A 25717-nucleotide genomic window follows, 5' to 3' on the forward strand; every position below is an offset into this window, starting at 1 on the left:
GCTACTTAGACTGCGCAGCCGTCCGGTCCGCAGGCCTCGGCATCGGAAGCGCCCACCGGGATCAGCGGGTTGGCTTCCTGCCACGCCTGGTTCAGGGCCTGGCTGAAAAGGTCCGCGGGTTGGGCGCCGGAGATGCCGTACTTGCGGTCTATGACGAAGAACGGGACGCCGGTGACGCCGATGGCGCGGGCCTCGTTGATGTCCTGGTTGACGGCGTCCGTGTACTTGTCAGAGGTGAACAGCTCGGCGACTTCATCTGCCGGCAACTGGAGGGAGGCGCCGAGTTCCGTGAGGTACTCCTGGTTCCCGATGTCCTTGCCGTGCTCAAAGTGATCGCTGAGCAACTGTTCCTTGGCCGCGTCCTGGCGTCCGTGGGATGCCGCGAGGTGGATGAGGCGGTGGGCTGTGAAACTGTTGGCCACCACAACCTTGTCGAAGTGATAATCCAGCCCTTCGCCCTTAGCCGTCTCCGTGACGTGCGCGAACATCTGCTTGACCTGCTCAGGGGCCATGCCCTTGCGATTGCTGAGATAGTCCAATTCCGTGCCGTCGTAGTGCTCGGGAACGGAGGGGTCCAGCTGGTAGCTCTTCCACTCGATGTCCACGGAATCGCGGTGGGGGAACTGTGCCAGGGCGGTCTCAAAACGGCGCTTGCCGATGTAGCACCACGGGCACGCGACGTCTGACCAGATCTCAATCTTCATGATCTGGACAACCTGCCAGGACAGCCCGGCATTCCTTACACGACTGTTATTTTGCTCACCCGTTGTTGTTCCACCCGAAGCCCAATATTCTTGAAACGGGTTATGAAGCCAGCCCTTGGACTGGGGGTTTTGCGCGGAGGCTCTAGCATGCGCATCGGACTTATCGTCGGCCCTTGGTTTACCGTGCCGCCCGAAAAATACGGCGGAACCGAACGTGTCGTGGACGCTTTGGCGCGGGCTTTGGTGGACGCAGGACACGACGTTCTGTTGGCGGCGGCATCGGACAGCATCTGCCCTGTCCCGCAGCTTCCGGGCTTTGGACCCAGCGAACCCGAAGAAGTAGGCCTAACGCTGAGCGAGCTGGCTTATGTCATTAAGGCCTACCGAGATATGGGCGGAGTGGACATCATCCACGATCACACCATGGCCGGCCCGCTGTACGCCCACCGCCCGCTGGATATTCCCGTAGTAACCACCATTCACGGGCAGCTCTCGCCACGGGCGGCAACACTGTACCGGGACATGGCCCAGGACACCGCCATCATCGCCATCTCACACGACCAGTGCAGCCGGGTGCAGGACCTCCGGATCTCGGCAGTCATCCATCATGGACTCGACCTTTCCAGTGTTTCTGTCGGAGCAGGGGATGGCGGATACGTGTGCTTCGTGGGGCGGATGTGCCCGGACAAGGGACTCTTGGAGGCGGTGGCTGTTGCCCGGGAAGCCGGAGTGCCACTGCGCATCGCAGCCAAGATGCACGCCAAGGATGAGCAAGAGTACTTCCGGGACATGGTCCAGCCAGTCCTCGGGCCGCAGGAAGAATTGCTCGGTGAGCTTTCCGATCCGGAAAAATACGAGCTCATGCGTGGTGCGTCAGCCCTCATCAACCCTGTCCAGTGGCACGAACCGTTCGGGCTGGTGATGATCGAGGCGTTGGCCACGGGAACTCCAGTGGTGGCCACCCCCATGGGTGCTGCTCCCGAAATTGTCCGGCATGGCGTCACCGGGTACCTCGGTGGGATCGACGAATTACCCGGATTCGTGGAGGCGGCGGCCCAGCTGAGCCGGGCGGAGTGCCGGCGCTCAGTGGATGAATATTTCAACGCCACACGCATGGCGGCAGACCACTTGGACCTCTACGCCAAGGTGATCAAACAATTCAAGCCCTCAAGCAAGACTCCCGAGGAGGCCTTCCGGCCATGACCGCTTGGAACGAAGACACCGAAGCCGGGGCGTCAGAGCTGGGTGCCGTCACCGTCGTGGAAGGTTCATCCTTCTGTATCTCCTCGCACTCGGGTGACATTCACGGAGGCGGTTCCCAAGGCGCCTACTACCAGGACACGAGGATCGTTTCGCGCTGGATCCTACGGATCAACGGGGCGCTCAGGGAGCCATTGGTAGCTCGGAATCCCACCGCGTTCCAGGCTGAGTACGTCGGCCGGGCATGCTCAGCTGACGGCAGGTTCGACAGTCCGCTGGTAGTCCAGCATCAACGGCACGTGGGGGCGGGCCTCCGGGACGACATCACCATCCGGAACTACTCGGGACAGGATGCCCCGTGCGAGATTGAACTGCTGATCGACGCCGACCTCGCCGACCTCTTCGACGTCAAAGGAGGCCGTACCAACAAAGCCGCCACCCCCCTGAAGAAGGCGCACAAGAAGGAGCTCCACATCGATTCGCTCCACTCCAGCGGCCAACGCAGGGGAGTGGCATTCCGGGCCTCCGGCGCCAAAGTGTCCAACGACGGCTTGCGGTTCCACATCAGCATCCCCGCACGCAGCCAATGGTCCACCAGCATCATCGCCCTTCCCCTGGTCAACGGAAAGGGGCCCAACGATCCCTTCACCGAGACCACGCCGCTGCACCACACCCCGGGCGTCCGCCGTCACGTCGCCTGGGAAGAGCATGTTCCCCGGATCGCCGTGACGGACGCCAACGTGGAGGAAGTCCTGGAGCGCAGCCAACGCGACCTGGGCTCGCTGCGCATCTTTGATCCCGAGCATCCGGACCGGGTGGCGGTGGCGGCCGGAGCGCCCTGGTTCATGGCACTGTTCGGACGCGACTCCCTCCTTGCGTCCTACATGTCACTCATGGTGGACCCGCGTCTGGCGGCCGGAACGCTGCAGACCTTGGCCGCGCTCCAAGGCAGCAAAGTGGACATAGATTCCGAGGAAGAACCCGGGCGCATTCCTCACGAGGTCCGTCTCGGCGTGACCGCCGGGCTCTCGCTGGGCGGGACCGCGTACTACGGAACCGCAGATGCGACGCCCCTGTTCGTCTCCACGCTCGGCGAGCTCAGCAGATGGGGCCTCGGCTCGGATATCATCGACTCCCTCCTCCCGCACGCGGACCGTGCCATCGAATGGCTGGAACAGTACGGAGACCGCGACGGCGACGGCTTCATCGAATACCAAAGGCCCAACGAGCACGGACTGATCAACCAAGGCTGGAAAGACTCCTGGGACGGCATCAACTTCGCCGATGGCCGGATGGCGGAAGCGCCAATAGCCCTCTGCGAGGTGCAAGCCTACGCTTACGCAGCCTACGTAGGCCGATCCCTGCTGGCCCGCGCGGCGGGCGATACCGCCGTCGAACGCCGTTGCGCCGACCGCGCCGAAACACTGAAAGCCGCCTTCAACGAGGCGTTCTGGCTCCCCGATCAGGGCTATTTCGCGCTGGCGCTGGACAAGGACAAGAAGCCCGTGGACTCCTGCACGTCCAACATGGGGCACTGCCTGTGGGTGGGCATCGTGGACGAGGACAAGGCACCGCTGGTGGCCGAGCGGCTGATGTCCCCGGAGATGTTCACCGGGTGGGGCATCCGGACATTGGGGTCCGACATGGGCGCGTACAACCCCGTCAGCTACCACAACGGCTCGGTGTGGCCCCACGACACCGCGCTCGTGGCCACAGGACTCATGCGGTACGGCTTCGTGAAGGAAGCCAGCCGGGTTGCGAGCGGACTGTTCGACGCCGCCGAACACTTCGGCGGTCAGCTTCCGGAGCTTTTCTGCGGCTTTGACCGTGGCGACTTTGCGGAGCCGGTACCGTACCCGACGGCGTGTTCCCCCCAAGCGTGGGCGGCTGCGGCACCCGTTCAACTCGCCCGGATCCTGCTGCGGTTCGACCCGGATTTCACCCGGAACGTGCTGCACCTGGCGCCGATCCTGCCGGACGCTTACGGGTCGTTCCGAGCGGAGAACGTGCTGCTGGGGCGCTCGCGGATCACTGTGCAAGCCTCCGGTTCGTCCGGTACGGTAAGTGGGCTACCGGCCGGGCTTGAACTGCGCTCCGATCCTCGACCGCCACTGACGGGGGACTTGTTCGGCTAGTTCCTGTTTATTAGAGCGCGTGCTCCATCACGAAGTCGTGCTCTACGGAGTCGCCGAGCTTGAACGACTTGGTGCCCACCCGCTGGAAACCGCTCTTTTCGTAGAAACGGATGGCTTTCGCGTTCTCGCTGTTGACGCCGAGCCAGACTCCTGACGCACCTTTATCTGCAGCGTCAGCGATCGAGGCGCTGATGAGTCGCGATGCAGCGCCTTTGCCGTGGTGCTCGGGGTGGACGTAGCACTTGCTCAGCTCCGTGGAGGGGAGCGCCGAGAGAACGGACGCGACGTCGGGGTCGCTGGCCGGTTTGGCAACCAGCATGGTGTACCCGTTGAGCTGCCCGCCGTCGTCGAGCACCAGGATGGTGATGTTCGCATCGGCGAGGTAGTCCGTGAAGTTGGCTTCGCTCAACGTCTTTTCGAGGTGCGCTTGGATGTCCGCCCGTGAGGCGCCCGGCGGGCACGCCAGCGGGAAGGTGACGGCAGCAAGCTCAGCCAGCTTCCCGGCGTCGTGCGTTGTGGCGGTGCGGATGGTCTCGGTCATAGGAGTCAGGATACGGCCGAGACGGTAAGTTTCCGTACTGTTGCTGTGCCGCCCTCCGCACTCAGTTCGGTGCCCACGCTCCCTGGGCCGGGGAACACCAGATCGGTCAACGCAACCTTGCCGCCTTGGGCGAAGACCTCCACGGAGCCATGGTCCACGATCACTTGGAGCCTCAGGATGCCGTCCTCCAGAACCACAGGTGCCGATTCAGTGGAAGCGAACTTTTCGTGGAATGTGGTGTGACCGGAGTTTCGGCGATCCAAGGTGAGCTGGTGAGTGGCGGCATCGAAACTGAGGCGGGTGGCCCCGAAAAGTGTCAACGAGACAACCCGGGCCGTACCCGGCAGGATGTCGGCATCGATCACTTGGGCGGTGTCAAAGTCCGGCAGGGCTAGAGGGGAAGAACCAACCTCCATGTCCTGCACGGTGTGGATGTTCCTCCCGAAACCTGGGGACAGAACAGGGCGCTGGACCAAGCGGGGTAGTCCATTGATCGTGGTCAGTTCCACCTCCCGTGCCAGTGACATGCTTGACCGCCACGGCTGCGTTGGGAGGGAGTTGGCGTAATCCCAGTTGTTCATCCATCCGATCATGATCCGGCGGTTGTTGGGAGCGTTACTGAAAGAGACGGCCGCATAGTAGTCGCGGCCCCAATCCAACCAAAGACAATCCGGGAGGTTCACCGTTCCGTCTGCACTGGCTTGAACCAGGGAATCGGGATCAGCGATGAATCGGACGCCATCGAAGTGGCCCACAAAGTACTGCCCTCCCGAACCGCCGGCCACGGCACCGGGATTGATATTGACCACCAGCACCCACTTGAGCTGATGGGGATCCCCGTCCACGGGAAGGGGGAACAGATCAGGACATTCCCACTCGCCGCCGGTGGCATTGGCGGGGCCGAACGTGCTCAAGTACTCCCATTCCTTGAGGTCGTCGGAACGGTACAGGACAACCTGCTGATGCTGGGCCTCCACCGCAACCATCACCCAGAAAGCACCGTCGGAGCCCTCATGGCGAAACACCTTGGGATCCCTGAAATGTGCCGAGCCCCGGTTGAGGACAGGATTGCCCGCGTACTTCTGCCACGTCATGCCCGAGTCGGTGGAGAAGGCGAGCGACTGTGCCTGGGTCCCCTGCAGCCCTGAGCCTTCCTTGAAAGCACTGGTGTAGATGGCAACCAGCGGAGGGTTCTCCAGTGTGCCCAAACCGGACGTGTTATCTTCGTCCACCACCACGCTGCCGGAGAACACGTCCTCCTGCTCGTCGCAGGCGATGGCAACCGGGTGTTCCGTCCAGTGCAGTAGGTCCTCTGAGGTGGCGTGACCCCAGGACATGTTGCCCCAGACGTTATCGAACGGATTGTTTTGGTAGAAGAGGTGGTAAACACCCTGGTAGTACACCAGCCCATTGGGATCGTTCAGCCAGGTGTTGGTGGCCGTGTAGTGAAGTGCGGGCCGGCTCATAAGTTGGGCGGCACCGGCAGGGTGAGTGGTTGTATCAGTCATTGGAGTTCTTTCGGGAAGTGTGTGCCAGTTCCAGCGATCCGCTCAGTTCGGCCCGCGTTGGCGGGTTGGCTCCGTGCCGTCCCACGGTGATGGCCGCAGCGAGGGAAGCCGCCGTTCCCAGCCTGGTGAGGTCGGCGTCGTCGAAAACGGCCTGCGGGTTCTCCACCAGTCCTGCGATCAGGGCGGACATGTAGGAATCGCCCGCGCCGACAGTATCTTTAACCGCCACAGCTGGCGCCGGCACATGGACCTCGGCGGTCTTGGACCATAGATAGGACCCTGACCCGCCATCGGTGATGATGGCCGCTTCCGGCCCCAGGCCAAGAAGGTGGCGCCCGACGGCGGCAGGAGACCACCGTGGGTAGAGCCAGAGGGCGTCTTCCGAACTGAGTTTCACCACGGTAGCCAGTGTCGCGGTGCGCTCGAAGGTTTGCAGGGCTGCAGCGTGGTCCGGGAGGAGCGTGGGGCGAATATTGGGATCGTAGGTGATGGTGCAGCGGCCGGAGAACAGTTCCAGGACGGAGCGGACCTGAGTTGCCCCGGGCTCCATGAACGCGGCCAAAGACCCTGTGTGCAGTACCTTCGGGAGGAACGTCGGACTGATAGCGGGGAGATCCCACTGGAAGTCGAACTCGTACTCCGCGGAGCCTTTGCTGTCTAGGATCGCCCTGGCAGTTGACGTCCTGGGGAGGTGTTCGGCTCCCGGCATCATGGACACGCCAGCGCTCGCCAAGTGCTCCTGAATCCGCGCGCTGCGGTGGTCCTTGCCCAATGCTGTGAGAAACGCAGTGCTGATACCCAGGCGACCGAGCCCGAAGGCAACGTTGAGCCCGGAACCGCCCGGGAACTCGACGGCTCCTGCCGCTGTGTCAATGACGTCGATGAGGGCTTCGCCAACTACTACGACGTCCGTTTCAGGGCAGGAGGGGACAGGGCGGCTGTGCATTGATGATCCTTCGTGGTGGGCGCGTCCGAGGACGCGGTGGAAGTCAGGTGGTGGTGCGCGCATTCTGTTCTGCACTGCCTTCGCGAGGCCCGGGCTGCGGGGACGCGACGGAATTGCGCAGGACCAACGGGCAGGGAAGAACGGTGGGATGGGCCGTCAACAGGTGCAGGTCCGTTTTTCCCTCGATGGCGTCAATCAGGTTTTTGGTTGCCCACGCGCCCATTTCATAGTGCGGAAGGGCCACAGTGGTCAGCGATGGGTACAGATTTTCCGCGATGAGCTGCTGGTTATCGAATCCCACAATGGAGAGGTCCTCCGGTATTCGCAGCCCGAGCTCCCCGGCTGCCCTGTAAGCACCCATGGCCATGCGGTCGTTGTAGCAGAAGATGGCCGTGGGGCGGTGAGGCGATTGCAGAACCCGCAGTGCCGCTTCATGGCCACCTGGTACCTCGGACAGTTCCGAGTGGACCAGCTCTTCATGGAAAGTCAGCCCGGCGTCGGCCAGCGTGTCTTGGAAAGCCTTGAGCCTGGAGTGCGTTGCCGGTACGTCATCGGTGTTGTTGATCATTCCGATCCGCGTGTGACCGGCGTCGATCAGGGTTTGAACCGCGAGGCGTGCACCGCCGGCCTCGTCGGGGATGACTGCTGAAACGGAGCGGTTGATGTCCTCGGAGTCCACGAGGACCGCCGGAACACCGGTGAGATTCTTGGGAAGGGACAGCTTCCGGTGATACATGGTGGCGTACAGGATGCCATCCACTTGCCGGTCCAACAGATCAGCGACGTCGCTTTCGCGTGAGTCCTGCGAACCCGTGCTGGTGGAGTTGATGATCATGATGTTGTACCCACGTGCCCGTGCTGTTTCCTCGGCCCCGAGGATGATCCGGCCCGCGTGCGGAGTGGTGGCGATCTCTTCGCTGATGAAACCGATCATCCCCGAGCGTTGGGTGCGAAGGGCCTGGGCCAGTCGGTTGGGCCCGTAACCCAGCTGTTGAGCCGCTTGGTGGACCCGTTCCCTCGTTTCGGTACCTACGCGGGCGTAGGCAACGTCATTGAGGACATGGGAGACGGTGGTGACAGAGACACCGGCTGCGGCGGCCACGTCCTTGATACCGACAGATCTTTTGGTCATTGCTTTCCCACGTCCTCAAGGTGTTGATGATTGTTGCTGATCCTACGTCCGCTTACTGGTCTCAGTAGGCTATCGAGGAATACCCGCGCCCTGGCTGCTTTGGGTGGCCTCTGCTGCCTCAAAGCCCACGGTGGGCGTGGCCCTCACAGCATTGGCACCCCTGTCCGCGATGACCTGGGCGTCATTCCCGGAGTCAAGGATGGTATTCCGTGCCGAGGTGGAGTCGACCAGCACCGCCGTTACTGCGAGTCCGTCCGAAGCTCCGGTGGTCAACAAGGCATCCACTTGGGCCGAGAAGCAGGAGTCACTGGACGCAGAGCGAACGTCCATGGCCACCACGTGGTTGTTGGAGACGAAGTTTCCTGTCCCTTCGGCCAAGCGGATGATCACGGGCGACGCCCCGGATGGCCGAATACTCTGTGCGTCCACGATCTCCGAGAAGTGGTTGCCGATCACGGAGTTGTTGCTGCCCCTGACGCTAACCAGCCCGAAGAGGTCGTCCAGCCCGTTGTCGACTTCCAGGAACGGCGTCCAAGGCTCGTGATCGCGCAGGAAGTGGTTGGTGGCCACAAGGTTTTCCGAACTGTTTTCCGCCAGGACAACCATTCCGGGGTAAAACGAGTGCAGGCGGTTGTTGGAGACGCTTGAACGTGTGACACCTTCGAAGTGGATGCTGCTGGCGCCGCGGGGGAAGATGTTGTTCGCGGTGATCAGGAGACCGCCATGGTTCTGGGCGTAGATCGAGTGCCCTTTAAATCCGGCCCCTATCAAGTTGTCCGTGATCTTTGAGGCCTGGCCCCAGCCGCGGAGTTCTATGCAGCTTCCGCATTCAGCAATGAAGTTGTCGTGGACGGACAGGGCGTCTGCCTTGCAGATGGTGAGCGCGTTCTCAAGGTAGACGAAACCCATTCCATTGACCCGGAATGAGTCATTGGCGCTCGCCACATAAATGCCGGTCTTGCCGTTGACGTAACTGTTCTCCGCAGGCAGTTCGGACCCGTCCAGGGTGAAGTGCAAGCCGTCGATGCAGAAGTTGGAGAACTCAACGGAACTGATCCTTGGGCTTCCGCTTCGTTCAACGTAGAAGGCGGCACCCTGGGATTCGTCGTCCCTGAGTAAGTCGTCGCGGAGCGGAATGTCGACCATGACGCGGCTCCCGCCAGGCCACAACTCATGAAGATCGGGCCATTCGGCCTCGGGAACGTTGAAGCGGATGCTCGAGGACGTGAAGCCGTGACCTGAGCCCTCAATCCTGAGGAAGCTGACGTCGATGACTACCTGTGTCCGGAGGCGATAATCGCCGGGCGGAAGATAAATCACCGCTCCCGGCTTGCCGCCGTCGTTCTCATCCGTGGCCGTTTGCCGGTCCTTGATGTCCGCGATGATGCTGTTGATGACTTCACCAACGTCCGTGAACGGATCGCCGATGGGCCAGGTGGTGACGTTGTAATAATTGCTGTTGGACATGGTTCCTTCCTTAGCCCTTAACCGCGCCGAGCGTCATGCCGGCAACGATCTTGCGCTGCAGCAGCAGCGTCAGGAGGATAACGGGAATGGAGTAGACGGCCGCGAGTGCGGTCATGGAGCCCCAGTCCAGTCCGAACTGGGTTTGGAAGTTCGCGATGACCACGGGCGTTGTTTGCGAGCGGATTGCGGTCATGAGGAGCGCGAACAGGAATTCGTTCCACGACGCCAGGAAGGCGAAGATCGCGGTGACGGCGATGCCACCGGAGACCACCGGGATGACTACCCGCCAGAGCGCACCCAGTCTGCTGCAACCATCCACCGTTGCCGCTTCCTCCAAGTCGCGGGGGACCGACTCGAAGAAGCTGGACATCAGCCAGATGGACAACGGCAGGGAGATGGTGGTGTGGGCGATGGACAGGGCGATGGGTGTGTCTGCCAGGCCTACGGAGGACATCATGGATGCCAGCGGAATACCGATTGCTACCGGCGGGACCATCCGTGTTACCAGTGCCGCCATGATGAACACGCGGCCGCTGGGAGTCTTATAGCGCGTGATGCCGTAGGCGGCCGGGATAGCGAGCACCAATGACAGCAGGGTGCTGATGACGGCGGTCTGAATGCTGTTGATGAACGAGGCCAAAACTCCACTCCGGCCCAACGCGTTGGCGTAGTTCTCCAGCGTCCATTCCGTGGGGAGGATGGTGGGCGGGACGGCGATGGTGTCGATCGGCGTCTTGAAGGACGTAAACAGCAGGTACAGGAACGGGAAGCCATACAGCACCATGGCCACGGCCAGCAGGATCCACAGAATGATCCGGGTGCTTCGGCGCCCTGCTTCCAGGCCCTCGCGGTTGACTCCGCGGCGCTTGCGCGGGCCGTTCAACGAGGCGGCGTTCGACGTCGGCTGTTCGCCCTGGCTTGTCACGTCGCCCTCTGTTGTGGCTTGGTTCCGTTTGATCGCGGTCCGGGAGGTCATCAGTTGTCCTTTCCTGGCCGCCAGATGGTGGCCACCGCGAAGAATGCGACGGCGAGCATCGCCAGCAGGTAGATGGTGCCCATGGCGCTGGCCAGGCCGGGATCGCCGAAGCGGATCATGGTGCGGTAGATCAGCAGGCTCATGGTTTCGGATGCGGACTGGGGGCCGCCGTTGGTTTGGATCAGGATGGTGTCGAAGGCGCGTGCGGCGTCGATCCCGCGAACTACCAACGCCACTGCGATCACCGGGCGGAGGAGCGGAAGAATGATCTGGAACAGGAGGGCAGGGGCCTTGGCGCCGTCCAGGCGTGCAGCTTCAATCAGATCACCGGGGATGTTCTGCAGTCCGGCGAACAAGACGAGGCACATGAAGGAGGTGGTGAGCCAGATGTCTGGAACGGCCACTGAGAACAGCACGATGTTCGGATCTGACAACCAGCCGATCTGGTTCGGATTGGAGAGAATACCCGCCTGATGCAGGAGGGTTCCTATGAGGCCGAAGTTATCGATCATGAGGAACTTCCACAGCAAACCTGCAACGATCGGCGCGATCATCAGGGGGTACAGGAAGACGGTTCGCCAGATTTGGGATTTGCGTCCGAGGGTGGTGAACAGGAGCGCCATTCCCAGGCCGAGGGCGAACTCGAGGGTTACGACCACCACGGTGTAAGCCAGGGTCCGCCATCCTGCGCCCATGAAGGCTTCGGAGGCGAAGGCCGTGACGTAGTTCTGGAATCCGGCGAAGTCCCGGGGGCCGCCGGCAATGGGGGAGATTTTGTAGAAGCTGTCGGCGATAAGGCGGAACAGCGGGTAAGCCACGAAGACGCCTAGGAACAAAGCCGCCGGGGTCATCAGGTATAGGGCGAAGCGGCGATCGGAGATGCGCACGATTTTCTCTTCTGCTGGTTGGGGCCGCGGCCGGCACGGGGTTTATGGTTCCGGGTGCCGGCCGCGGAGTCTTTACTTGAGGAGGTCCTGGATCTGCTTCTTGGCGTCGGCCAGGAGGGTTGCGGAGTCACCGCCGGCCACTGCCTTCTGCAGGAGCGGCACCAGGACGGTGTCAACGATTTGCTGCCACTTGGCCGTTGCCGGGCGGGTGGCTGTGGCTTTGCCGTTGAGGGTCTCGATCAGCGGCTTGAAGCTCTCGTATCCGGGCTGGTCCTGGTACTTCTCGAACGCGGAGATTCGGGAGGCCAGGCCAAGGCTGGATTCGATGCCCAGAGAGTTGTGGTCGTAGGCGCACTTGATGAACTTCTTCGCAGAGTCTGCGTTTTTGGTGGCCTTCGGTACGGACAGGTACCAGGGTCCGGGGACGCCTGCGACGCCGGCGCTGCCGCCAATCATTGCTGCCGTTCCCACTTTTCCTGCCACTGGTGAATCCTTGGGGATCTGGCGGTAAGCGTGGGCCCAGAAGCGGGTCATGGCGGTTTTGCCTTGGTTGAACAGGTTCTGGGCTGCAGCCCAGTCAACCTGTGCTGCACCTGGAGGCGCAGACTTTGTGAGGCTGACGTAGAAGTCGAGTGCTTCCTTGTGGGCTGCGTTGTCGATCACCACGTTGTCGCCGTCGAGGACCATGGGGGAGCCCGCTTGCAGGACGTGGGCCAGCCATTCGGTTTCCACGGCTCCCTTGACGTCGGTGCCGTACATGCCGTCCTTGGTGAAGAACTCCGAGATGTCCTGGTACTGCTTCCACGTGGTGGGCGCAGCGAGTTCATAGCCGTACTTCGCCTGGAAGTCGGCCTTGTTTTTGGCGTCTTCGAAGAGGTCCTTGCGGTAGAGGATGATCTCGGCGTTGGTCCACGCAGGCAGGCCGATGAAGTGACCATCCACGTTGGCTTCCTTGACCAGGGCGGGGAAGATGTCCTTCTTGGCCTCATCGGTGAAGATTTCGTCGATTGGTTGGACCGCGTCCTTGAAGCTTGGGAGCCACACGGAGTCCAGGGCGGCGACGTCGAAGGAAACGTTGCCGGAAGAGAATTCGCTGGAGAGCCGGTTGAACATGCCGTCGTACGGCAGCTCGACGAAGTTGACGTCGATTCCGGTGTCCTTCTTGCATTGTTCGGCCACGCCGGTGAGTTCGGCGTGACCGCCGGCTTCCACCAGGACGTTGACGGTGCCGGCGGCGCTGCCCGACGTCGGTGCCGGGCCCCCTGCGCCGCATCCGGTAGCTGCGAGTGCGACGGCGGTGCAGATGCCGCCAAGGGTGACGAGCCTGGAGATGGTTTTTCGAGTGGACATCGCTGTCGACTCACTTTCTCTTGAACGGGTGAAAGGAGTGATTTGGTTGAAGAATCGTTTTGCCAAAACGTCTTGGCAACACTGTAGGGCCGAGAGTTTGGAAGTGTCAAGAGTCACTTGGAGTGGTGTTAGGTGCCAAAATTGCTGCCCGGATTTTGTCGTTGACAGTGATCTTCAGCGCAGCTTAGTGTTTCTCTCAGCTTCAGATAAAACGATTTGGCACATTTTTGGCATCAACACCGTGGCATAGACGCCAATGCCGGGGCACCACCGCATGGACGCCGGAGCGCTGCCCCGGACAAACCAATGGACCAAGGATTGGCAGGAGAACCCTATGGGAATTGATACGACGCTTGATATGAACAACACCAGCCGGCGGAAGCTGGTGGGTGCGGGAGCCGTGGGCACGCTGGCAGCTGCCCTGAGCCTGGGGATGGCCCCAAAGGCAGAAGCTGCCGAAGGCGCGAAAGTCAGCCCGTTGAACTCGCCGAATGTCTATGACGTCACGGCCTGGCGAATCAAGGGCCAGCCCAAGGTCACGGCAGAGTCGGATATAGGCGCCGTCATCAACGACATCATCGCGGACATCAAGAAACGCCAATCCACACCGGAAACCAGACCGGGAGCCGTGGTGATCATCCCGCCGGGGGACTACGACCTCCACACTCAAGTGGTGGTGGACGTGGATTACCTCACCATCGCCGGTTTTGGACATGGCTTCTTCTCCCGCAGCATCAAAGACAACGTGGACACCACGGGCTGGCTGAACCTTCAGCCGGGTGGCAGCCACATCCGCGTCCTCACGCCCCCATCCTCGCCCCAGGCATTCCTTGTGCGGCGGGACGGGAGTCCGCGCCTGTCCGGGATTGTGTTCAAGGACTTCTGCCTTGATGGAGTCAACTTCGTCCCGGACGGAAACAGCTACAAGAACGGTAAGACCGGCATTGACGTCGCCTCCGACAATGACTCCATCCACATCACCGGAATGGGGTTCGTCTATCTTGAACACGCTCTGATAGTTCGAGGTGCGGACGCCCTCCGGGTCCACGACAACATGATTGCCGAATGCGGGAACTGCGTTGAACTGACCGGTGCCGGACAGGCAACAATTGTCAGCGACAACCTGATGGGTGCCGGCCCCGAAGGTGTGACGCTTCTCGCCGAAAACCACGAGGGCCTCTTGGTCACAGGGAACAACTTCTTTCCTCGAGGACGCAGTCTCCTTGAGTTCAGCGGCTGCAACCGCTGCAGCGTGACATCAAACAGGTTCCAAGGCTTCTACCCCGGCATGATGCGGCTGCTGAATGGCTGCAAGGAAAACCTCATCACGTCCAACCATTTCCGCCGGGGCACGGAAGGGTTCCCTCCGTTCATTGACCGCACCAACGGATTGGATGACCTCTACGGCGTCATCCACGCGCTGGGGGACAACAACCTGATCTCGAACAACCTGTTTGCCTACGACGTCCCGCCGAACAAGGTTGCCCCTGCGGGAGCCCAGCCCACCATCATGTTGATCGCAGGCGGGGACGGCAACGTCATAGCCACCAATCACGTCATCAGCAACGTGGACACCCAACACGTGGTTCTTGATGGATCGGCAACCCGGTCCAAGGTCCTGGACAGCGGCGCCGCCTCCACCATCACGTCCTACAGCCCGGACACAGCCATTCGGCCCACGCCCTGACGTATGGCCGCAAACGCACGACGGCGGCTGGTCGCCAAGGTGACCAGCCGCCGTCGTGCTTTCTGAAGTTAGTCCGCTTTGACCGCCAGGACCGGGCAGTCGGCCTCCAGCAGGATCCGTTGGGAGACGCTGCCCATGATGAGCTTGCCCACCGGGCTGCGGCGGCGAAGGCCGATGACAATCAGGCTGGCGTCATTGTCGTCGGCGGCGTCCAGAACCTCGGCCGCTGCGTCGTGACCGCGGACGGGTTGCTTGATGATGTGCTGGATGCCGTGCTCGGCGAGGCGCTCCTCGATGCTCTGGATATCCGGTTCCTGGGCATATCGGTTATCCACCAAGGCGTCGCCCTTGGATGAGTTGATGACCAGCAGGGTGTCGTTGCTTTTCTTGGCCTCGGCGATGGCTTGCGTCAGTGCCGCTTCGCCTTCCGGTGTGGGGACGTATCCCACCACGATGGTCATGGTTTCTCCTTGGTGTATCTGTAGTTGGAAGGGCGGCTGGCCTTGACAGGCGCCAGGCTAGCCATCGCCGTCGCCGTCTGCCGTTCCGTCGGCGCGGTGGCTGCCGTGGCTTACACCGCCGGCTTCCCTCGGGACAGTCGCCCCGGAGTTGCCTGGGATCACTGTTGCTGCAGCAGGACGGTTGCGGCGGATGAGCTTGTAGATGAACGGCCATGCCAGGATGATCGCCACGATGATGTAGACCACTATCGCGATGGGTTCGCTGAAGAGGCCGGCGGGATCGCCGGCGCTTAGCTGCAGCGTTTTGCGGAGCTGGCCCTCAATGCGCGGACCCAGGATGACGCCGAGGATCAGCGGCAGGACCGGAAGTCCGAACCGCCGCATCATGAACCCGAGTGCGCCGAGAACCAGCAGGATCACCAGGTCGAACGCCTGCAGGTTGACCGAGTAGGCACCCAAAGTAGCGAAGAACAAGATGCCTGCGTAGAGGTACGGGCGGGGGAGCTGCAGCAGCTTCGCCCAGACCGGCGCCAGGGGCAGGTTGATGAGCAGGAGCAGGAAGTTGCCGATGAAGAGGCTTGCGATCAGCGCCCACACCAAGGGCCCCTGGCTGGAGAACAGCTGCGGACCGGGCTGGATGCCGTAGGACGTGAAGGCCGCGAGCATGACGGCGGCCGTCGCGTTGGTGGGCAGGCCGAGGGCGAGCATCGGGGTCAGCGTCCCTGCAGCGGCCGCATTGTTGGCTGCTTCAGGTCCGGCGACGCCCTCAATGGCGCCCTTGCCGAACTCCTCCGGGTGCTTGCTGAGACGTTTCTCCGTGACATAGGAGAGGAAGGTGGGAATTTCCGCGCCACCGGCGGGCAAAGCGCCGAACGGGAAACCAAATGCTGTGCCGCGCAACCAGGGCTTCCAGGAGCGGCCCCAGTCCTTCTTGCCCATCCACGGACGGCCCACGGGAATGATGTGCAAGGGAGTCCGGCGCAGGTGGGCGGCAACCCAGAGGGCTTCACCTACGGCGAAGATCGCAACGGCAACCACCACAATGTCCAGGCCGTCCACCAGCAGGGGCTGGCCGAAGGTCAGGCGACGTTGGCCGGTCACGGAGTCGATGCCCACCAGTCCGATGGCCAGGCCCAGGGCCAGCGAGGCGAAACCCCGTAGCCTGGACGAACCGAGGACGGCGGTCACCGCAAGGAGGGCCAGAATCATGATGGCGAAGTAGCTTGGCGCACCGAGGCTGACAGCGAATTGCACCACGATGGGTGCAAAGACGGCCAGCAGCGCAGTGCCGATGGTACCTGCAATGAAGGAGCCGATGGCCGCGGTGGCTAGAGCCTGCGCGGCCCTGCCGGCTTTAGCCATCTTGTTGCCTTCAATGGCTGTCACCACCGACGACGATTCTCCTGGTGTGTTGAGCAGGATGGAGGTGGTGGAACCGCCGAACATGCCGCCATAGTAGATGCCGGCGAACATGATGAACGCGCTGGTGGGCTCCAATGCGGCAGTCACCGGAAGCAGCAAAGCCACAGTCATGGCCGGGCCAAGTCCGGGAAGAACGCCGACGGCGGTGCCCAGGAGCACGCCGATCACGGCGAATAAAAGGTTCATGGGGGTCAGGGCGGTGGCGAAACCGTCCATCAGGGAGGACCAGACGTCCATTAGAGGATTCCTTCCAGGAGCCCGGCTGGAAGGGCGATGCCCAGGCCGAGGTAGAAGCCGTAGAAGGTCAGCAAGGAGAGTGCGACGGAAATCAGGCCGTCACGGATGTAGCGGCGGCTGCCGAGGGCCAACACGCTGCCCCAGAACAGGACGGTTCCGGAAATGACCCAGCCGGCCCAGTCGATGAGCAGGATGTTCAGGATGAAAGCTCCGGCCAACGGGAGGACGGTCTTCCAATCGGCAGGGTGTGCCAGGTCAACGTCTTCGCCGCCTTCGGCTTCGCCCTTGCCGCCACGGAGGACGTTGATGGCAAGGAGAATGGCGCAGACAATCAGTAGTCCGGAAACAATGAACGGAACGGTCTTGGGACCCACCGGGTCCGACTGCGAGTACGGGGTGACCAGGCCGTTCGCGTCCAAGAAGACCAGAACGCCGACCACGCCGAGCAGGAGGGAGACCCCCAGCTCGGCGCGGCCTTTGAGGCCTGTGGCTAAGGAGCTCACGCCAACCCGAGCTTGCTCAGGACGTCTGCCACCCGCTTGTCCTGGTCGGTCAGGAACGTCTGGAACTCGTCACCGGTGACGAAGGCATCGGACCAGCTGTGGGTCTTGAGCGCTTCCTTCCAGCCTGCGGAGGCGTGCATCTTCTCAAGTGCTGCAATCAGGGACTTCTTGTCGTCGTCGCTGATACCCGGAGGGGCCACAATGCCGCGCCAGTTGGTGAAGACCAGGTCAATGTTGGATTCCTTCAGCGTGGGTGCGTCCACGCCTTCCAGACGGTTCTCGCCACTGGTGGCCAAGACCCGGATCTCACCGGACTTGATCTGTTGCAAGTACTCTCCGGCACCTGAAGCGGCGAAGCCGAGCTTGTTGCCGAGGATGGCTGGGAGGAGGTCGCCACCGCCGTCGTAAGAGACGAAGTTGACCTTGGTAGCGTCGATGCCAACAGCGCCGGCCAACTGCATCGGCAGGAGGTGGTCCGGGCCGCCCGGCGAGGAACCGCCGCCAACGGCAATGGAACCCGGGTTGGCCTTCCACGCCGTCACAAGGTCATCGATGGTCTTGTAGGGTGAGTCCTTGCTGACCATGATGGCGCCGGGCTCCTCGATGAGCTTTGCCAAGGGAGTGGTCTCGGTCAGCTTCGACTCGGATTTGTTGGTGTAGCTGGCTCCAACAACACCAAGGCCCATCAGCATAGTGAGGTCGCCGTTGCCCTTTTCATTGACGATGCGGGCGAGGCCCACTGTCCCGCCGGCACCAGCAAGGTTGAAGACCTCGGTGTTGGCGGAGATCTTCTCGTCGTCCAGTACCTTGGCGGCCGCGCGGGCGGTGGTGTCATAGCCGCCACCCGGAGTGTTCGGAACCATGATCTGGAGTCCGGTGATCGGTCCTGCTGCTGCGCCGGTGCTGTCAGAACCGGTGGACTTACCTGTGGCACCGCAGCCGGTGGCCATCAGGGCGATGCCGGCAGCGACGGCGGCGACTCGCAATGCGCGGATCTGGCGCATGGTGTTCCTCTTCTCATCATTGAAAATTCAGTGCAGGGCGATCAGCGTTGTGCCCCGTTGATTTGATGCTAGGCGCGTCAGTGACAGGGATCACTCTTGTGTTCGCAGTGATCTTTAAGTTCATTGCGTTCACGGGTTTCTGCGGTCTGAGCTGGTCTTTCGTGCCGCTGGGGTCTTCTGTGCCGCTGGGGTATAGTTCCGATACGCCACGGGGGAAGCTGTTGTCCGCCCCTCCGATCTCCGGCACCACCAAAGGAACCAGCAGTGACTCGACTGACTCGAAGAAGAGGCATGTCCTTGGCAGGGCAGTACCTTGTGCTGCAGTTGCTGATCGTCCTCGCAGTTCTTGTTGCCGTTGTTGCCATTTCTTTGGCTCAATCCGCCGCCACCTTCGAGCGGACTGAAGGACGCCGTGCGCTGCTGGCCGCTGAAGCCTTGGGCAGCAACCCCACCGTCCGCGCATTGTTGCCGGAGGCCGAACCGCGCGTCGGTTCAGCCCTTCCGGCCGTGGCCGAATCCGTGCGCACCGTTTCGGGATCATCACATGTGGCACTCGCCAAACTTGACGGCACCGTGGTGGCATCATCGGATCCCAGCCTGTTGGGCCAACCCCTGCCGCTGGGTGAGAGCCAGGTGATGGAAGGGCGCGCCTGGACAGGTGTGCTGCCAGGAAGCAGCGGTGCCGTGCTGTCCGCCCACGTCCCGGTCCTGAACGATTCCGGAAAAGTCATTGGCGTCGCATCAATCAGCAGGAACTACCCATCCACCATTGAGCGACTCGGCGACGCCGTTCCCAACCTGCTCACCTATCTGGGTGTCGCCAGCATCCTGGGCGTCGCCGGATCCCTCCTGTTGTCCCGCCGCGTCAAACGGCAAACCCTCGGCATGGAACCCCGCGAAATCACGGGCCTCGTGGAGAATCGTGAAGCGATGCTGCAGGGCCTGAAGGAAGGCGTGGTCGCCTTGGATCCCCACGAGCGCATCACGGTGGCCAACCAGAGCGCCCGGCAACTCCTCGGCCTGCCACCGGATTGTGTGGGGAAGAAGTTGCGATCCCTCCACGTGGATCCGGCCCTGAAGATAGTCCTCACCCGCGAACAGTCAGACGCGGATCAACTGGTACTCGTGGGGGAGCGGCTAGTGGTCATGAACCGCGTTGCCCTGCGTTCCCACGGACGCGACATCGGCTCCGTCACCACGCTGAGGGACCGGACCGAACTGTCCTCTCTCGAAAGCGAACTCGGTGCCACCCGCACCGTCACCGATACCCTGAGGGCCCAGGCCCACGAGTTCGCCAACCAACTCCACGTCATCTCCGGCCTGATCCAGATAGGCGAATACGATTCCGTGGTGCAATTCGTCAATGGCGCCACCGTAGACCGGACACGGCTCAACGACGACGTCACCAGCCGCATCGAGGACCCCGCGCTCGCAGCCCTGCTGATCGCCAAAGCCAGCCTGGCAACGGAGCGCGGTGTGGACCTGAAACTGGACCCGAGGTCCGCGCTGCCACGCGTCAACGAGGAACTGTCACGCGACCTCACCACCGTGGTGGGGAACCTGGTAGATAACGCGTTCGACGCCGTCACTGGCCTTCCCGGGGCGTCGGTCCAAGTGTGGGTGGTCAACTCGGGTGACGACGTCACAGTCACAGTCAGGGACAACGGTCCCGGTGTTCCTTCCGGCTCCGCAGAGGATATTTTCCAACAAGGCTTCTCCACGAAAGAGCCTGGACCGGGCGATGCGCGGGGGTTTGGGTTGGCGTTGTCCCGGGTGATCTGCCGGCGCTCCGGGGGAGACTTGACGGTGGTCAACGACGACGGAGCCGTCTTCACGGCTCGATTCACGAAAGGGGCCTCCCAGCCATGATCCAAGTACTGATTGTTGACGATGACTTCATGGTGGCCAAGGTCCACGCCGGATTCATCCAAAGGACCCCAGGCTTCGGAGTGGTGGGCGTGGCACACACGGGTGCGCAGGCCCTAGTTGAAACGCAAAGGCTCCAGCCCGACCTCGTGTTGCTGGACATCCATCTCCCGGACATCAACGGACTGGAGCTCATGCACCAGCTGCGTGATGTTGCACCGGCCCTCGATGTCCTGGTGATCAGCGCTGCCCGCGAGGTGGAAACCGTCCGAAAGGCCTTGCGCGGCGGGATCGTCCATTACCTCATCAAACCCTTCTCCCAGTCTGACCTGCAGGAACGCCTGGAGCATTACCTCAGTGCCTACCAAGGCCTGGACGCTTCCAAGGTGGAGGCCGAGCAATCCGATGTGAACAAGGTCTTTGGGCTGTCTGCTTCCGAACGGACACTGCCCAAGGGTTGCAGCGTGGAAACCCTCGGACTGGTTGAATCAGCCCTGAAAACAGCGCCTGGGGATCTCTCCGCAGCGGAGCTGGCCGAGCAACTTGGCACGTCCCGTGTCAGCGCCCGCCGTTACCTGGAGTACCTCCACGACGAAGGGGCGCTGGAGGTCAGACTCAAGTACGGCGTCGGGCGTCCTGAAAGGCGATATGTGCTGAAGGGGCGGTAAGCCGGACACTCACCTAGTGCTGGTAGATGTCCCGCCTGTGGCCCATGGCTACCACCAAAACAATGAGTTGTGCGTCGCGGATCTCATAGATGATCCGATAGTCACCAGTCCGGACGCGCCAGTCTCCGCTGCTTCCGGAGAGCTTCTTTGCCCCGGGAGGACGAGGTGTTTCGGCGAGGATTTCGATGGCGGCCTGGATGCGCCGGCGTGCTTCCGGTGGGATCTTTCGCAACTGGCGGACCGCCGCGGGCGCAACCTGAACGGCGTAACTCAAGCCAGGCCAAGCTCCGCTTTGACTTCCTCCCATGGCACGGCGGCATCGCCGGTCTCTGTCATTTCGGTCCGTGCAGCGTTGGCTGCGCGGAGGTCGTTGAGGTCCTCAGCTGCCTCAATCAGCTTGGCGAGATCTTCTGCGTCGATCAGTGCTGCCACGCGGCGGCCACGGCGCAACAAATACACCGGTTCATGGCTTACTCGTGCCGTGTCAACCGCTTCGGAAAGTCGGCTCCGGGCCACGGTGACTGTCATCTCGGTCATACTGCGATTTTACGCCCCGAGCGCTGAAATGTACATAAAGGCGCTTTTGGCTCACATGCTCGCTTTCCACCCCAAGGCTGGCCCCAATTTCCCTGCGATGTCAGTGAGGATCTGCACGTAGTCCTCGTGGTCGAAGCTGAAGGGCAGGGCGAACGCCACCTCGTCCACTTCCTGGAATCCTGCGTGTGAATATAGTTGCTCGGCGATTTCGTCGCTGGTGCCTATGAGATCCCTGGCAAACATCATGCCCTTCGGTCCCTGCGGTGACTGTGTGCGGGGAGTACGTTCATCGACGTAGCGCTGGTACTTCGCACGCTGGCCGCTGGAAGCAGAATCTGTGGGGATGACCACCAAACCTTGCGATGCCCGGGCGGTGTTTCCGGCTGCGGCGGCTGCTTCGCGGTACGCGCGGATCTGCGATTGCTGGACCTTGGCGAAGTCCGGCTCCTGGTCCTTGTCCGGGAAGATCACGCTGCTGGAGAGCAGGTTGAAGCCGTTTTCTCCGGCCCAGACGGCTGATTTCATGCTGCCTGCCCCGTACCAGAGGCGGCTGCGCAGTCCGGGGGAGTGCGGCTCCACCCGGTTGGAGAATTCCTCCACAACGCCCTGTTTACCGGAGAAGTCCCGAACTTTGTCGCCTCTGACCAGACGGGCGAAGCGTTCCACGCGGGCGTATGAGAAGTCCTCTGATTCTGTGGAATCCGGGTACAGCTCATGCTTCACGGTGTCGTAGTGCATCGGTTCTCCCACGCTCAACCCCGGATTGATCCGTCCGCCTGCGAGCAGATCCACGGTGGCCAGGTCCTCGGCCAGCCGCAACGGGTTTTCCCAACCCAGCGGGGTTACCGCGGTTCCGAGCTCAATCCTTGACGTGCGCTGGCTGGCGGCGGCCATGACTGCTACCGGGGAGGAGATTCCGAACTGCAAATGACGGTGCCGGAGCCAGGCACTGTCGAACCCCAACTGCTCACCGAGCTCGATGATCTCCAGCGTGGACCGGTGGCCAGCCGCCGGGTCCGCAGCGTCGAACAGGCCGATAGTGAGAAAACCAAGCTTGCGGAGGGGCTGTTCGGGGCGGGGCATGGACGTCCTTCGGGTTGGGTCGGCAGTTACTGCCCAGAATAGGCGGCGGTACCGGGGACGACGGCGGGAGGTTACCTTTTGTGATGGGAGCGGGCAAGCCGCCGTATCTCACTGGCGGGACGAAGCCCTCAGCCTGGGAGCTCACCCTAGACCCCTACCGTCTTCAGGTAGTTCCGGATCCCGTCCACCACCATCTGGTGGTCTTCATCGGACGTCAGCCCGGATACGGTGATCGCGCCGATCACGCCTGCTCCGCGGACGCGGATGGGGAACGATCCTCCGGCCAAGGTGTAGTCCTCATGCGCAAGCCAGCCACCACCCAAAGGGCTATGACCGCGGGCAGAAAACTGCTCGGACAACAACGCCGTGCTGTGCTCAAAGCGCAGCACGGAAGCAGACTTGCGGCGGATCCACTCCTCTTGGTCTGAGGTGGCTCCCGGCAAAACGCAGCGGAAGAGCACGATGTTGTGGCGGCGGATATCGATCGCCACTCCAAACCCGGACGCGATGGCGTGGTTGGCGATCAGCGAACCAAGCCGCCAGGCGTCGTGGTTGTCGAACGATGCGAAGACCAGCTCTTCTTCCTGCTGGCGGAGTTCAGCGTGCCGCGGTGACTCAGTCATTGTTCATTTCCCTTCCACTGCAGCGTCAGCCTCGTAGCTCAACCCGATCTGGCGTCGGATCTCATCCATCGCGGCCATGATGGACACGGTCTCACCCGGCGGCAAGATGGTTCCGGCGGTCTCTCCTGCGCGGATCAGGCGTTCCAGCTCAGCAGCTTGGAACTGCATTCCACGGCTGCCGACGGGCTGGTCACACCGTTCAACAACACTGCCATCAACGGCATGAACCGTGAACGGCACAGGGTTGTACCAAGTGTGTTCAATGTCGATCCACCCATCCGTCCCGATGACCATGGCACGGTTGGCACTGGCGGCGTCGAGCTCGCAATCAACAATCGCCTGAGCACCGTCTGCGTACTCAAAGATCGCTGCCGTTTGACGGTCCACGCCGGTGGGCGACATGGTGGCGCTGGCCCGGACTGCGGCCGGGGTGCCGAGAATGTCGAACGCGAAGGAGATCGGGTAGATGCCTAAGTCCAGCAGCGCTCCGCCACCGAGCGCGGGATCGTTGAGCCGGTGTGCAGGGTCCTGGGGGAGGCTCTGGTTGTGGGTGGCCACAACCTTGCGGACCTCACCAATAGCGCCGGCAGCGATGAGTTCGCGGATGCGGATCATGTGCGGCAGGAATCGCGTCCACATCGCTTCGAGGGCAACGAGTCCCTTGGACTCAGCGAGGTCAACGATGTCCTGTGCTTCGCGCGCATTCATGGTGAACGACTTCTCCACCAGCACGTGCTTGCCCGCATTTAACGCCAACAGGGCGTTCTCGTGGTGGAAGGGGTGAGGCGTGGCGATGTAGACCACGTCAACCAGCGGGTCTGCCACCAGATCTTCATAGCTCCCGTGAGCGGTGGTCACGCCATACTGCTCCGCGAACGACTTGCTTGAGTCCGATGAGCGCGAACCCACCGCCTGCACCGCAAAGCCATTCTCTTTCAGGTCCTGCGTTTGGAGCCCGGCAATAAATCCTGTGCCGAGGATTCCCCAACGGATCGTTCCGTCGGAGGTGCCATTGCTGAGGGTCACGTGCTTAGTCCATTGTCGAGTCAGAAATTGGGTACGCCACAAACGCAAAGCGCACGGAATCCGGCGACCAGCTGTTGACGTTGAGGGTACCTTGGCCGCCGAAAAGTGGCCATGTATGGAGGGGAGTGGTCCAGTCCTCGGTCGAAACAAGGACGACGTCGACCGGCAAGTCGGCGGGGTGGCCTTCCGTTCCGGTAGAGCCACTTCCCATCCGGCGAGTACTCCGGGCCGTCGCGGTGACCGGACCCGACATCAACGCGGGCGATAGCGCCGCCGTCGGACGCTATGGTCATGAGGCGACCCGGCTGCGTAAAGTCGCCCGCCTCGATGCCCACGTCGGCCAGTTCCTTGCCGTCCGGGCTGACGCCGTGGAGGAAATGGAAAGAGCCGTCGTCGTCCGTGATCCTGGTGGCGGGGCCACCGGAAAGCGAGGCGCGGTAGATGTGGCCGTCGTTGGCGGAGAGGAAGATGCTCTCTCCATCAGGTGCCAGCACATGATCGTTATTGAGGTCAGGGATACCGGTGAGCGGAACTTCCACGGGATGACCACCGGTCACGTCCAGCGTCCACAGCTTTCCGTCCCCGTTGAGGACAAGCGCGTGGCCCGATCCCTTCGAAGTCAGGGTCCAGTTGGGTGCTTCGAAGAGTACGTCGTCAGTGCTGTAGAGCAGCTCGGCCTCGCCAGTTACCGACGCGACCCACACCTCGCAGCGCTGACCTGGTTGAAAGGTGCGGATCACGTCGGTTGGTCCTAGTCCTTGCTGCTGAAGGCGGCGTCGAAGGAGGTCTGTGAGGCGGGGAAGTCGAACATCTTCAGCGCCGCGAGGGCTTCGGGGGCGCCGTGGAGGCGGTCCATGCCTGCGTCTTCCCATTCCACGCTGATGGGTCCGGTGTAGCCGATGGCAGTCAGGGCCCGGAAGGAGGATTCCCAGGGCACGTCACCGCGTCCGGCGGAGACGAAGTCCCAGCCGCGGCGGGGGTCGCCCCAGGGCAGGTGCGAGCCCATCACGGTGTTCCGGCCGGTGGGGCGGAGCTTGGTGTCCTTGCAGTCCACGTGGTAAATCCGGTCCTTGAAGTCCCAGATGAAGGACACGGGGTCGATGCCCTGCCACATGAAGTGGGACGGGTCCCAGTTCAGGCCGAACGCTTCCCGGTGTCCGATCGCTTCGAGGGTCCGGACGGTGGTCCAGTAGTCGTAGGCGATTTCGGAGGGGTGGACTTCGTGGGCGAAGCGGACCCCGCATTCGTCGAACACGTCCAGGATGGGGTTCCACCGGTCGGCGAAGTCCTGGTAGCCGGCCTCGATGACCTTTTCCGGGACGGGCGGGAACATGGCGACGTACTGCCAGATGGAGGAACCAGTGAACCCCACCACGGTATCCACGCCCAGGGCGCGAGCCAGACGGGCGGTGTGTTTCATTTCTTCGGCGGCGCGTTGCCGGACACCTTCGGGTTCCCCGTCGCCCCACACGCGGGAGCCGACGATCGCTTCGTGGCGGAAGTCGATGGGGTCATCGCAGACGGCCTGGCCCTTGAGGTGGTTGGAGATGGCCCAGACCTTCAGGTTGTACTTTTCCAGGATGGCGAGTTTGGATTCGACGTAGCCGGGTTCGTCCCAGCGCCAGGCGTCCAGGTGGTCTCCGGAGACGGCGATTTCCAGGCCGTCGTAGCCCCAGCCCGAGGCAAGGCGCGCGACTTCCTCGAACGGGAGGTCGGCCCACTGGCCGGTGAACAGGGTGTACGGGCGGGGCATG

Annotated in this window: 25 protein-coding genes; 5 read left to right on the forward strand and 20 right to left on the reverse strand. The window is 62.3% G+C overall.

Annotation, left to right across the window (positions count from 1 at the left end):
• Positions 1-5 precede the first annotated feature (5 nt).
• Positions 6-704: a DsbA family oxidoreductase gene (locus AC1RJY_RS13300; protein WP_011773440.1), complete on the reverse strand. Its 699-nt coding sequence runs from the start codon at positions 702-704 to the stop codon at positions 6-8.
• 147 nt (positions 705-851) lie between these two features.
• On the opposite strand from AC1RJY_RS13300, the gene AC1RJY_RS13305 reads away from it, so the two are divergent.
• Positions 852-1907 carry a glycosyltransferase family 4 protein gene (locus AC1RJY_RS13305; protein ID WP_498602477.1) on the forward strand — a complete coding sequence of 352 codons (1056 nt, stop codon included), beginning with the start codon at positions 852-854 and terminating at the stop codon, positions 1905-1907.
• A complete protein-coding gene (locus tag AC1RJY_RS13310) occupies positions 1904-4039 on the forward strand; it encodes an amylo-alpha-1,6-glucosidase (protein WP_210064691.1) in 2136 nt (711 codons plus the stop codon). The genes AC1RJY_RS13305 and AC1RJY_RS13310 overlap by 4 nt, the downstream gene beginning before the upstream one ends.
• A gap of 10 nt (positions 4040-4049) precedes the next feature.
• Here the strand turns inward: AC1RJY_RS13310 and AC1RJY_RS13315 are convergent, their stop codons facing one another.
• The 8 genes from AC1RJY_RS13315 to AC1RJY_RS13350 all read right to left on the reverse strand — a co-directional run bounded on the left by AC1RJY_RS13315 (position 4050) and on the right by AC1RJY_RS13350 (position 12846).
• Complete coding sequence (locus AC1RJY_RS13315; RefSeq protein ID WP_011773443.1) at positions 4050-4580, reverse strand: GNAT family N-acetyltransferase; 531 nt, start codon at positions 4578-4580, stop codon at positions 4050-4052.
• A gap of 5 nt (positions 4581-4585) precedes the next feature.
• Positions 4586-6088, reverse strand: coding sequence for a glycoside hydrolase family 32 protein (locus tag AC1RJY_RS13320; protein ID WP_498602478.1), 1503 nt, complete (start codon positions 6086-6088; stop codon positions 4586-4588).
• The gene (locus tag AC1RJY_RS13325) at positions 6081-7034 is read right to left on the reverse strand and encodes a carbohydrate kinase family protein (protein ID WP_498602479.1); all 954 of its coding nucleotides are present in this window, start codon (positions 7032-7034) and stop codon (positions 6081-6083) included. The genes AC1RJY_RS13320 and AC1RJY_RS13325 overlap by 8 nt, the downstream gene beginning before the upstream one ends.
• Before the next feature lie 43 nt (positions 7035-7077).
• Positions 7078-8166 carry a LacI family DNA-binding transcriptional regulator gene (locus tag AC1RJY_RS13330; RefSeq protein ID WP_498602480.1) on the reverse strand — a complete coding sequence of 363 codons (1089 nt, stop codon included), beginning with the start codon at positions 8164-8166 and terminating at the stop codon, positions 7078-7080.
• A gap of 69 nt (positions 8167-8235) precedes the next feature.
• A complete protein-coding gene (locus AC1RJY_RS13335; protein ID WP_498602482.1) occupies positions 8236-9633 on the reverse strand; it encodes a right-handed parallel beta-helix repeat-containing protein in 1398 nt (465 codons plus the stop codon).
• Between the two features lie 10 nt (positions 9634-9643).
• Positions 9644-10609, reverse strand: a complete 966-nt coding sequence (locus AC1RJY_RS13340) for a carbohydrate ABC transporter permease (RefSeq protein WP_498602483.1) — start codon at positions 10607-10609, stop codon at positions 9644-9646.
• Complete coding sequence (locus AC1RJY_RS13345; protein ID WP_498602484.1) at positions 10609-11496, reverse strand: carbohydrate ABC transporter permease; 888 nt, start codon at positions 11494-11496, stop codon at positions 10609-10611. Before AC1RJY_RS13345 ends, AC1RJY_RS13340 begins: the two co-directional genes overlap by 1 nt.
• 72 nt (positions 11497-11568) lie before the next feature.
• Complete coding sequence (locus AC1RJY_RS13350; RefSeq protein WP_011773450.1) at positions 11569-12846, reverse strand: ABC transporter substrate-binding protein; 1278 nt, start codon at positions 12844-12846, stop codon at positions 11569-11571.
• 334 nt (positions 12847-13180) lie between these two features.
• On the opposite strand from AC1RJY_RS13350, the gene AC1RJY_RS13355 reads away from it, so the two are divergent.
• On the forward strand, positions 13181-14533 hold the full coding sequence (locus tag AC1RJY_RS13355) for a NosD domain-containing protein (protein WP_498602485.1): 1353 nt from the start codon (positions 13181-13183) through the stop codon (positions 14531-14533).
• A gap of 68 nt (positions 14534-14601) precedes the next feature.
• On the opposite strand, the gene AC1RJY_RS13360 is transcribed toward AC1RJY_RS13355, so the two are convergent.
• Genes AC1RJY_RS13360 through AC1RJY_RS13375 form a run of 4 tightly spaced genes read right to left on the reverse strand, consistent with a single transcriptional unit; the run spans position 14602 to position 18160 of the window.
• On the reverse strand, positions 14602-14994 hold the full coding sequence (locus AC1RJY_RS13360) for a universal stress protein (RefSeq protein ID WP_011773451.1): 393 nt from the start codon (positions 14992-14994) through the stop codon (positions 14602-14604).
• A gap of 57 nt (positions 14995-15051) precedes the next feature.
• Positions 15052-16653: a tripartite tricarboxylate transporter permease gene (locus AC1RJY_RS13365; protein WP_498602486.1), complete on the reverse strand. Its 1602-nt coding sequence runs from the start codon at positions 16651-16653 to the stop codon at positions 15052-15054.
• Complete coding sequence (locus AC1RJY_RS13370) at positions 16653-17156, reverse strand: tripartite tricarboxylate transporter TctB family protein (protein ID WP_011773453.1); 504 nt, start codon at positions 17154-17156, stop codon at positions 16653-16655. Before AC1RJY_RS13370 ends, AC1RJY_RS13365 begins: the two co-directional genes overlap by 1 nt.
• Complete coding sequence (locus tag AC1RJY_RS13375) at positions 17153-18160, reverse strand: Bug family tripartite tricarboxylate transporter substrate binding protein (protein ID WP_498602488.1); 1008 nt, start codon at positions 18158-18160, stop codon at positions 17153-17155. The genes AC1RJY_RS13370 and AC1RJY_RS13375 overlap by 4 nt, the downstream gene beginning before the upstream one ends.
• A 291-nt stretch (positions 18161-18451) precedes the next feature.
• Here AC1RJY_RS13375 and AC1RJY_RS13380 point away from each other — a divergent pair, with 291 nt between their 5' ends.
• Both AC1RJY_RS13380 and AC1RJY_RS13385 read left to right on the forward strand, forming a co-directional pair.
• The gene (locus AC1RJY_RS13380) at positions 18452-20029 is read left to right on the forward strand and encodes a sensor histidine kinase (protein ID WP_011773455.1); all 1578 of its coding nucleotides are present in this window, start codon (positions 18452-18454) and stop codon (positions 20027-20029) included.
• Positions 20026-20694: a response regulator gene (locus AC1RJY_RS13385; protein ID WP_498602489.1), complete on the forward strand. Its 669-nt coding sequence runs from the start codon at positions 20026-20028 to the stop codon at positions 20692-20694. The genes AC1RJY_RS13380 and AC1RJY_RS13385 overlap by 4 nt, the downstream gene beginning before the upstream one ends.
• A 13-nt stretch (positions 20695-20707) precedes the next feature.
• Here AC1RJY_RS13385 and AC1RJY_RS13390 read toward each other — a convergent pair whose 3' ends face one another.
• The 7 genes from AC1RJY_RS13390 to AC1RJY_RS13420 form a co-directional block, all read right to left on the reverse strand.
• Positions 20708-20968, reverse strand: coding sequence for a type II toxin-antitoxin system RelE family toxin (locus AC1RJY_RS13390; protein WP_011773457.1), 261 nt, complete (start codon positions 20966-20968; stop codon positions 20708-20710).
• Positions 20965-21231: a type II toxin-antitoxin system Phd/YefM family antitoxin gene (locus AC1RJY_RS13395; RefSeq protein WP_011773458.1), complete on the reverse strand. Its 267-nt coding sequence runs from the start codon at positions 21229-21231 to the stop codon at positions 20965-20967. Before AC1RJY_RS13395 ends, AC1RJY_RS13390 begins: the two co-directional genes overlap by 4 nt.
• 51 nt (positions 21232-21282) lie before the next feature.
• Positions 21283-22314 (reverse strand): LLM class flavin-dependent oxidoreductase, encoded by a 1032-nt coding sequence (locus AC1RJY_RS13400; RefSeq protein ID WP_498602490.1) that lies wholly within the window; start codon positions 22312-22314, stop codon positions 21283-21285.
• A 146-nt stretch (positions 22315-22460) separates the two neighbouring features.
• On the reverse strand, positions 22461-22937 hold the full coding sequence (locus AC1RJY_RS13405; RefSeq protein ID WP_400403556.1) for a heme-degrading domain-containing protein: 477 nt from the start codon (positions 22935-22937) through the stop codon (positions 22461-22463).
• Positions 22938-22940: 3 nt separating this feature from the next.
• The gene (locus AC1RJY_RS13410) at positions 22941-23963 is read right to left on the reverse strand and encodes a Gfo/Idh/MocA family protein (RefSeq protein ID WP_498602491.1); all 1023 of its coding nucleotides are present in this window, start codon (positions 23961-23963) and stop codon (positions 22941-22943) included.
• Positions 23964-23983: 20 nt separating this feature from the next.
• Positions 23984-24703 (reverse strand): TolB family protein, encoded by a 720-nt coding sequence (locus AC1RJY_RS13415; RefSeq protein WP_498602492.1) that lies wholly within the window; start codon positions 24701-24703, stop codon positions 23984-23986.
• Between the two features lie 11 nt (positions 24704-24714).
• Entirely contained in the window at positions 24715-25716 is a 1002-nt protein-coding gene (locus AC1RJY_RS13420) for a sugar phosphate isomerase/epimerase family protein (RefSeq protein WP_498602493.1), read from the reverse strand.
• Between the last annotated feature and the right edge of the window lies 1 nt (position 25717).

This window comes from Arthrobacter sp. GW822-FHT05G07, from assembly GCF_058799755.1.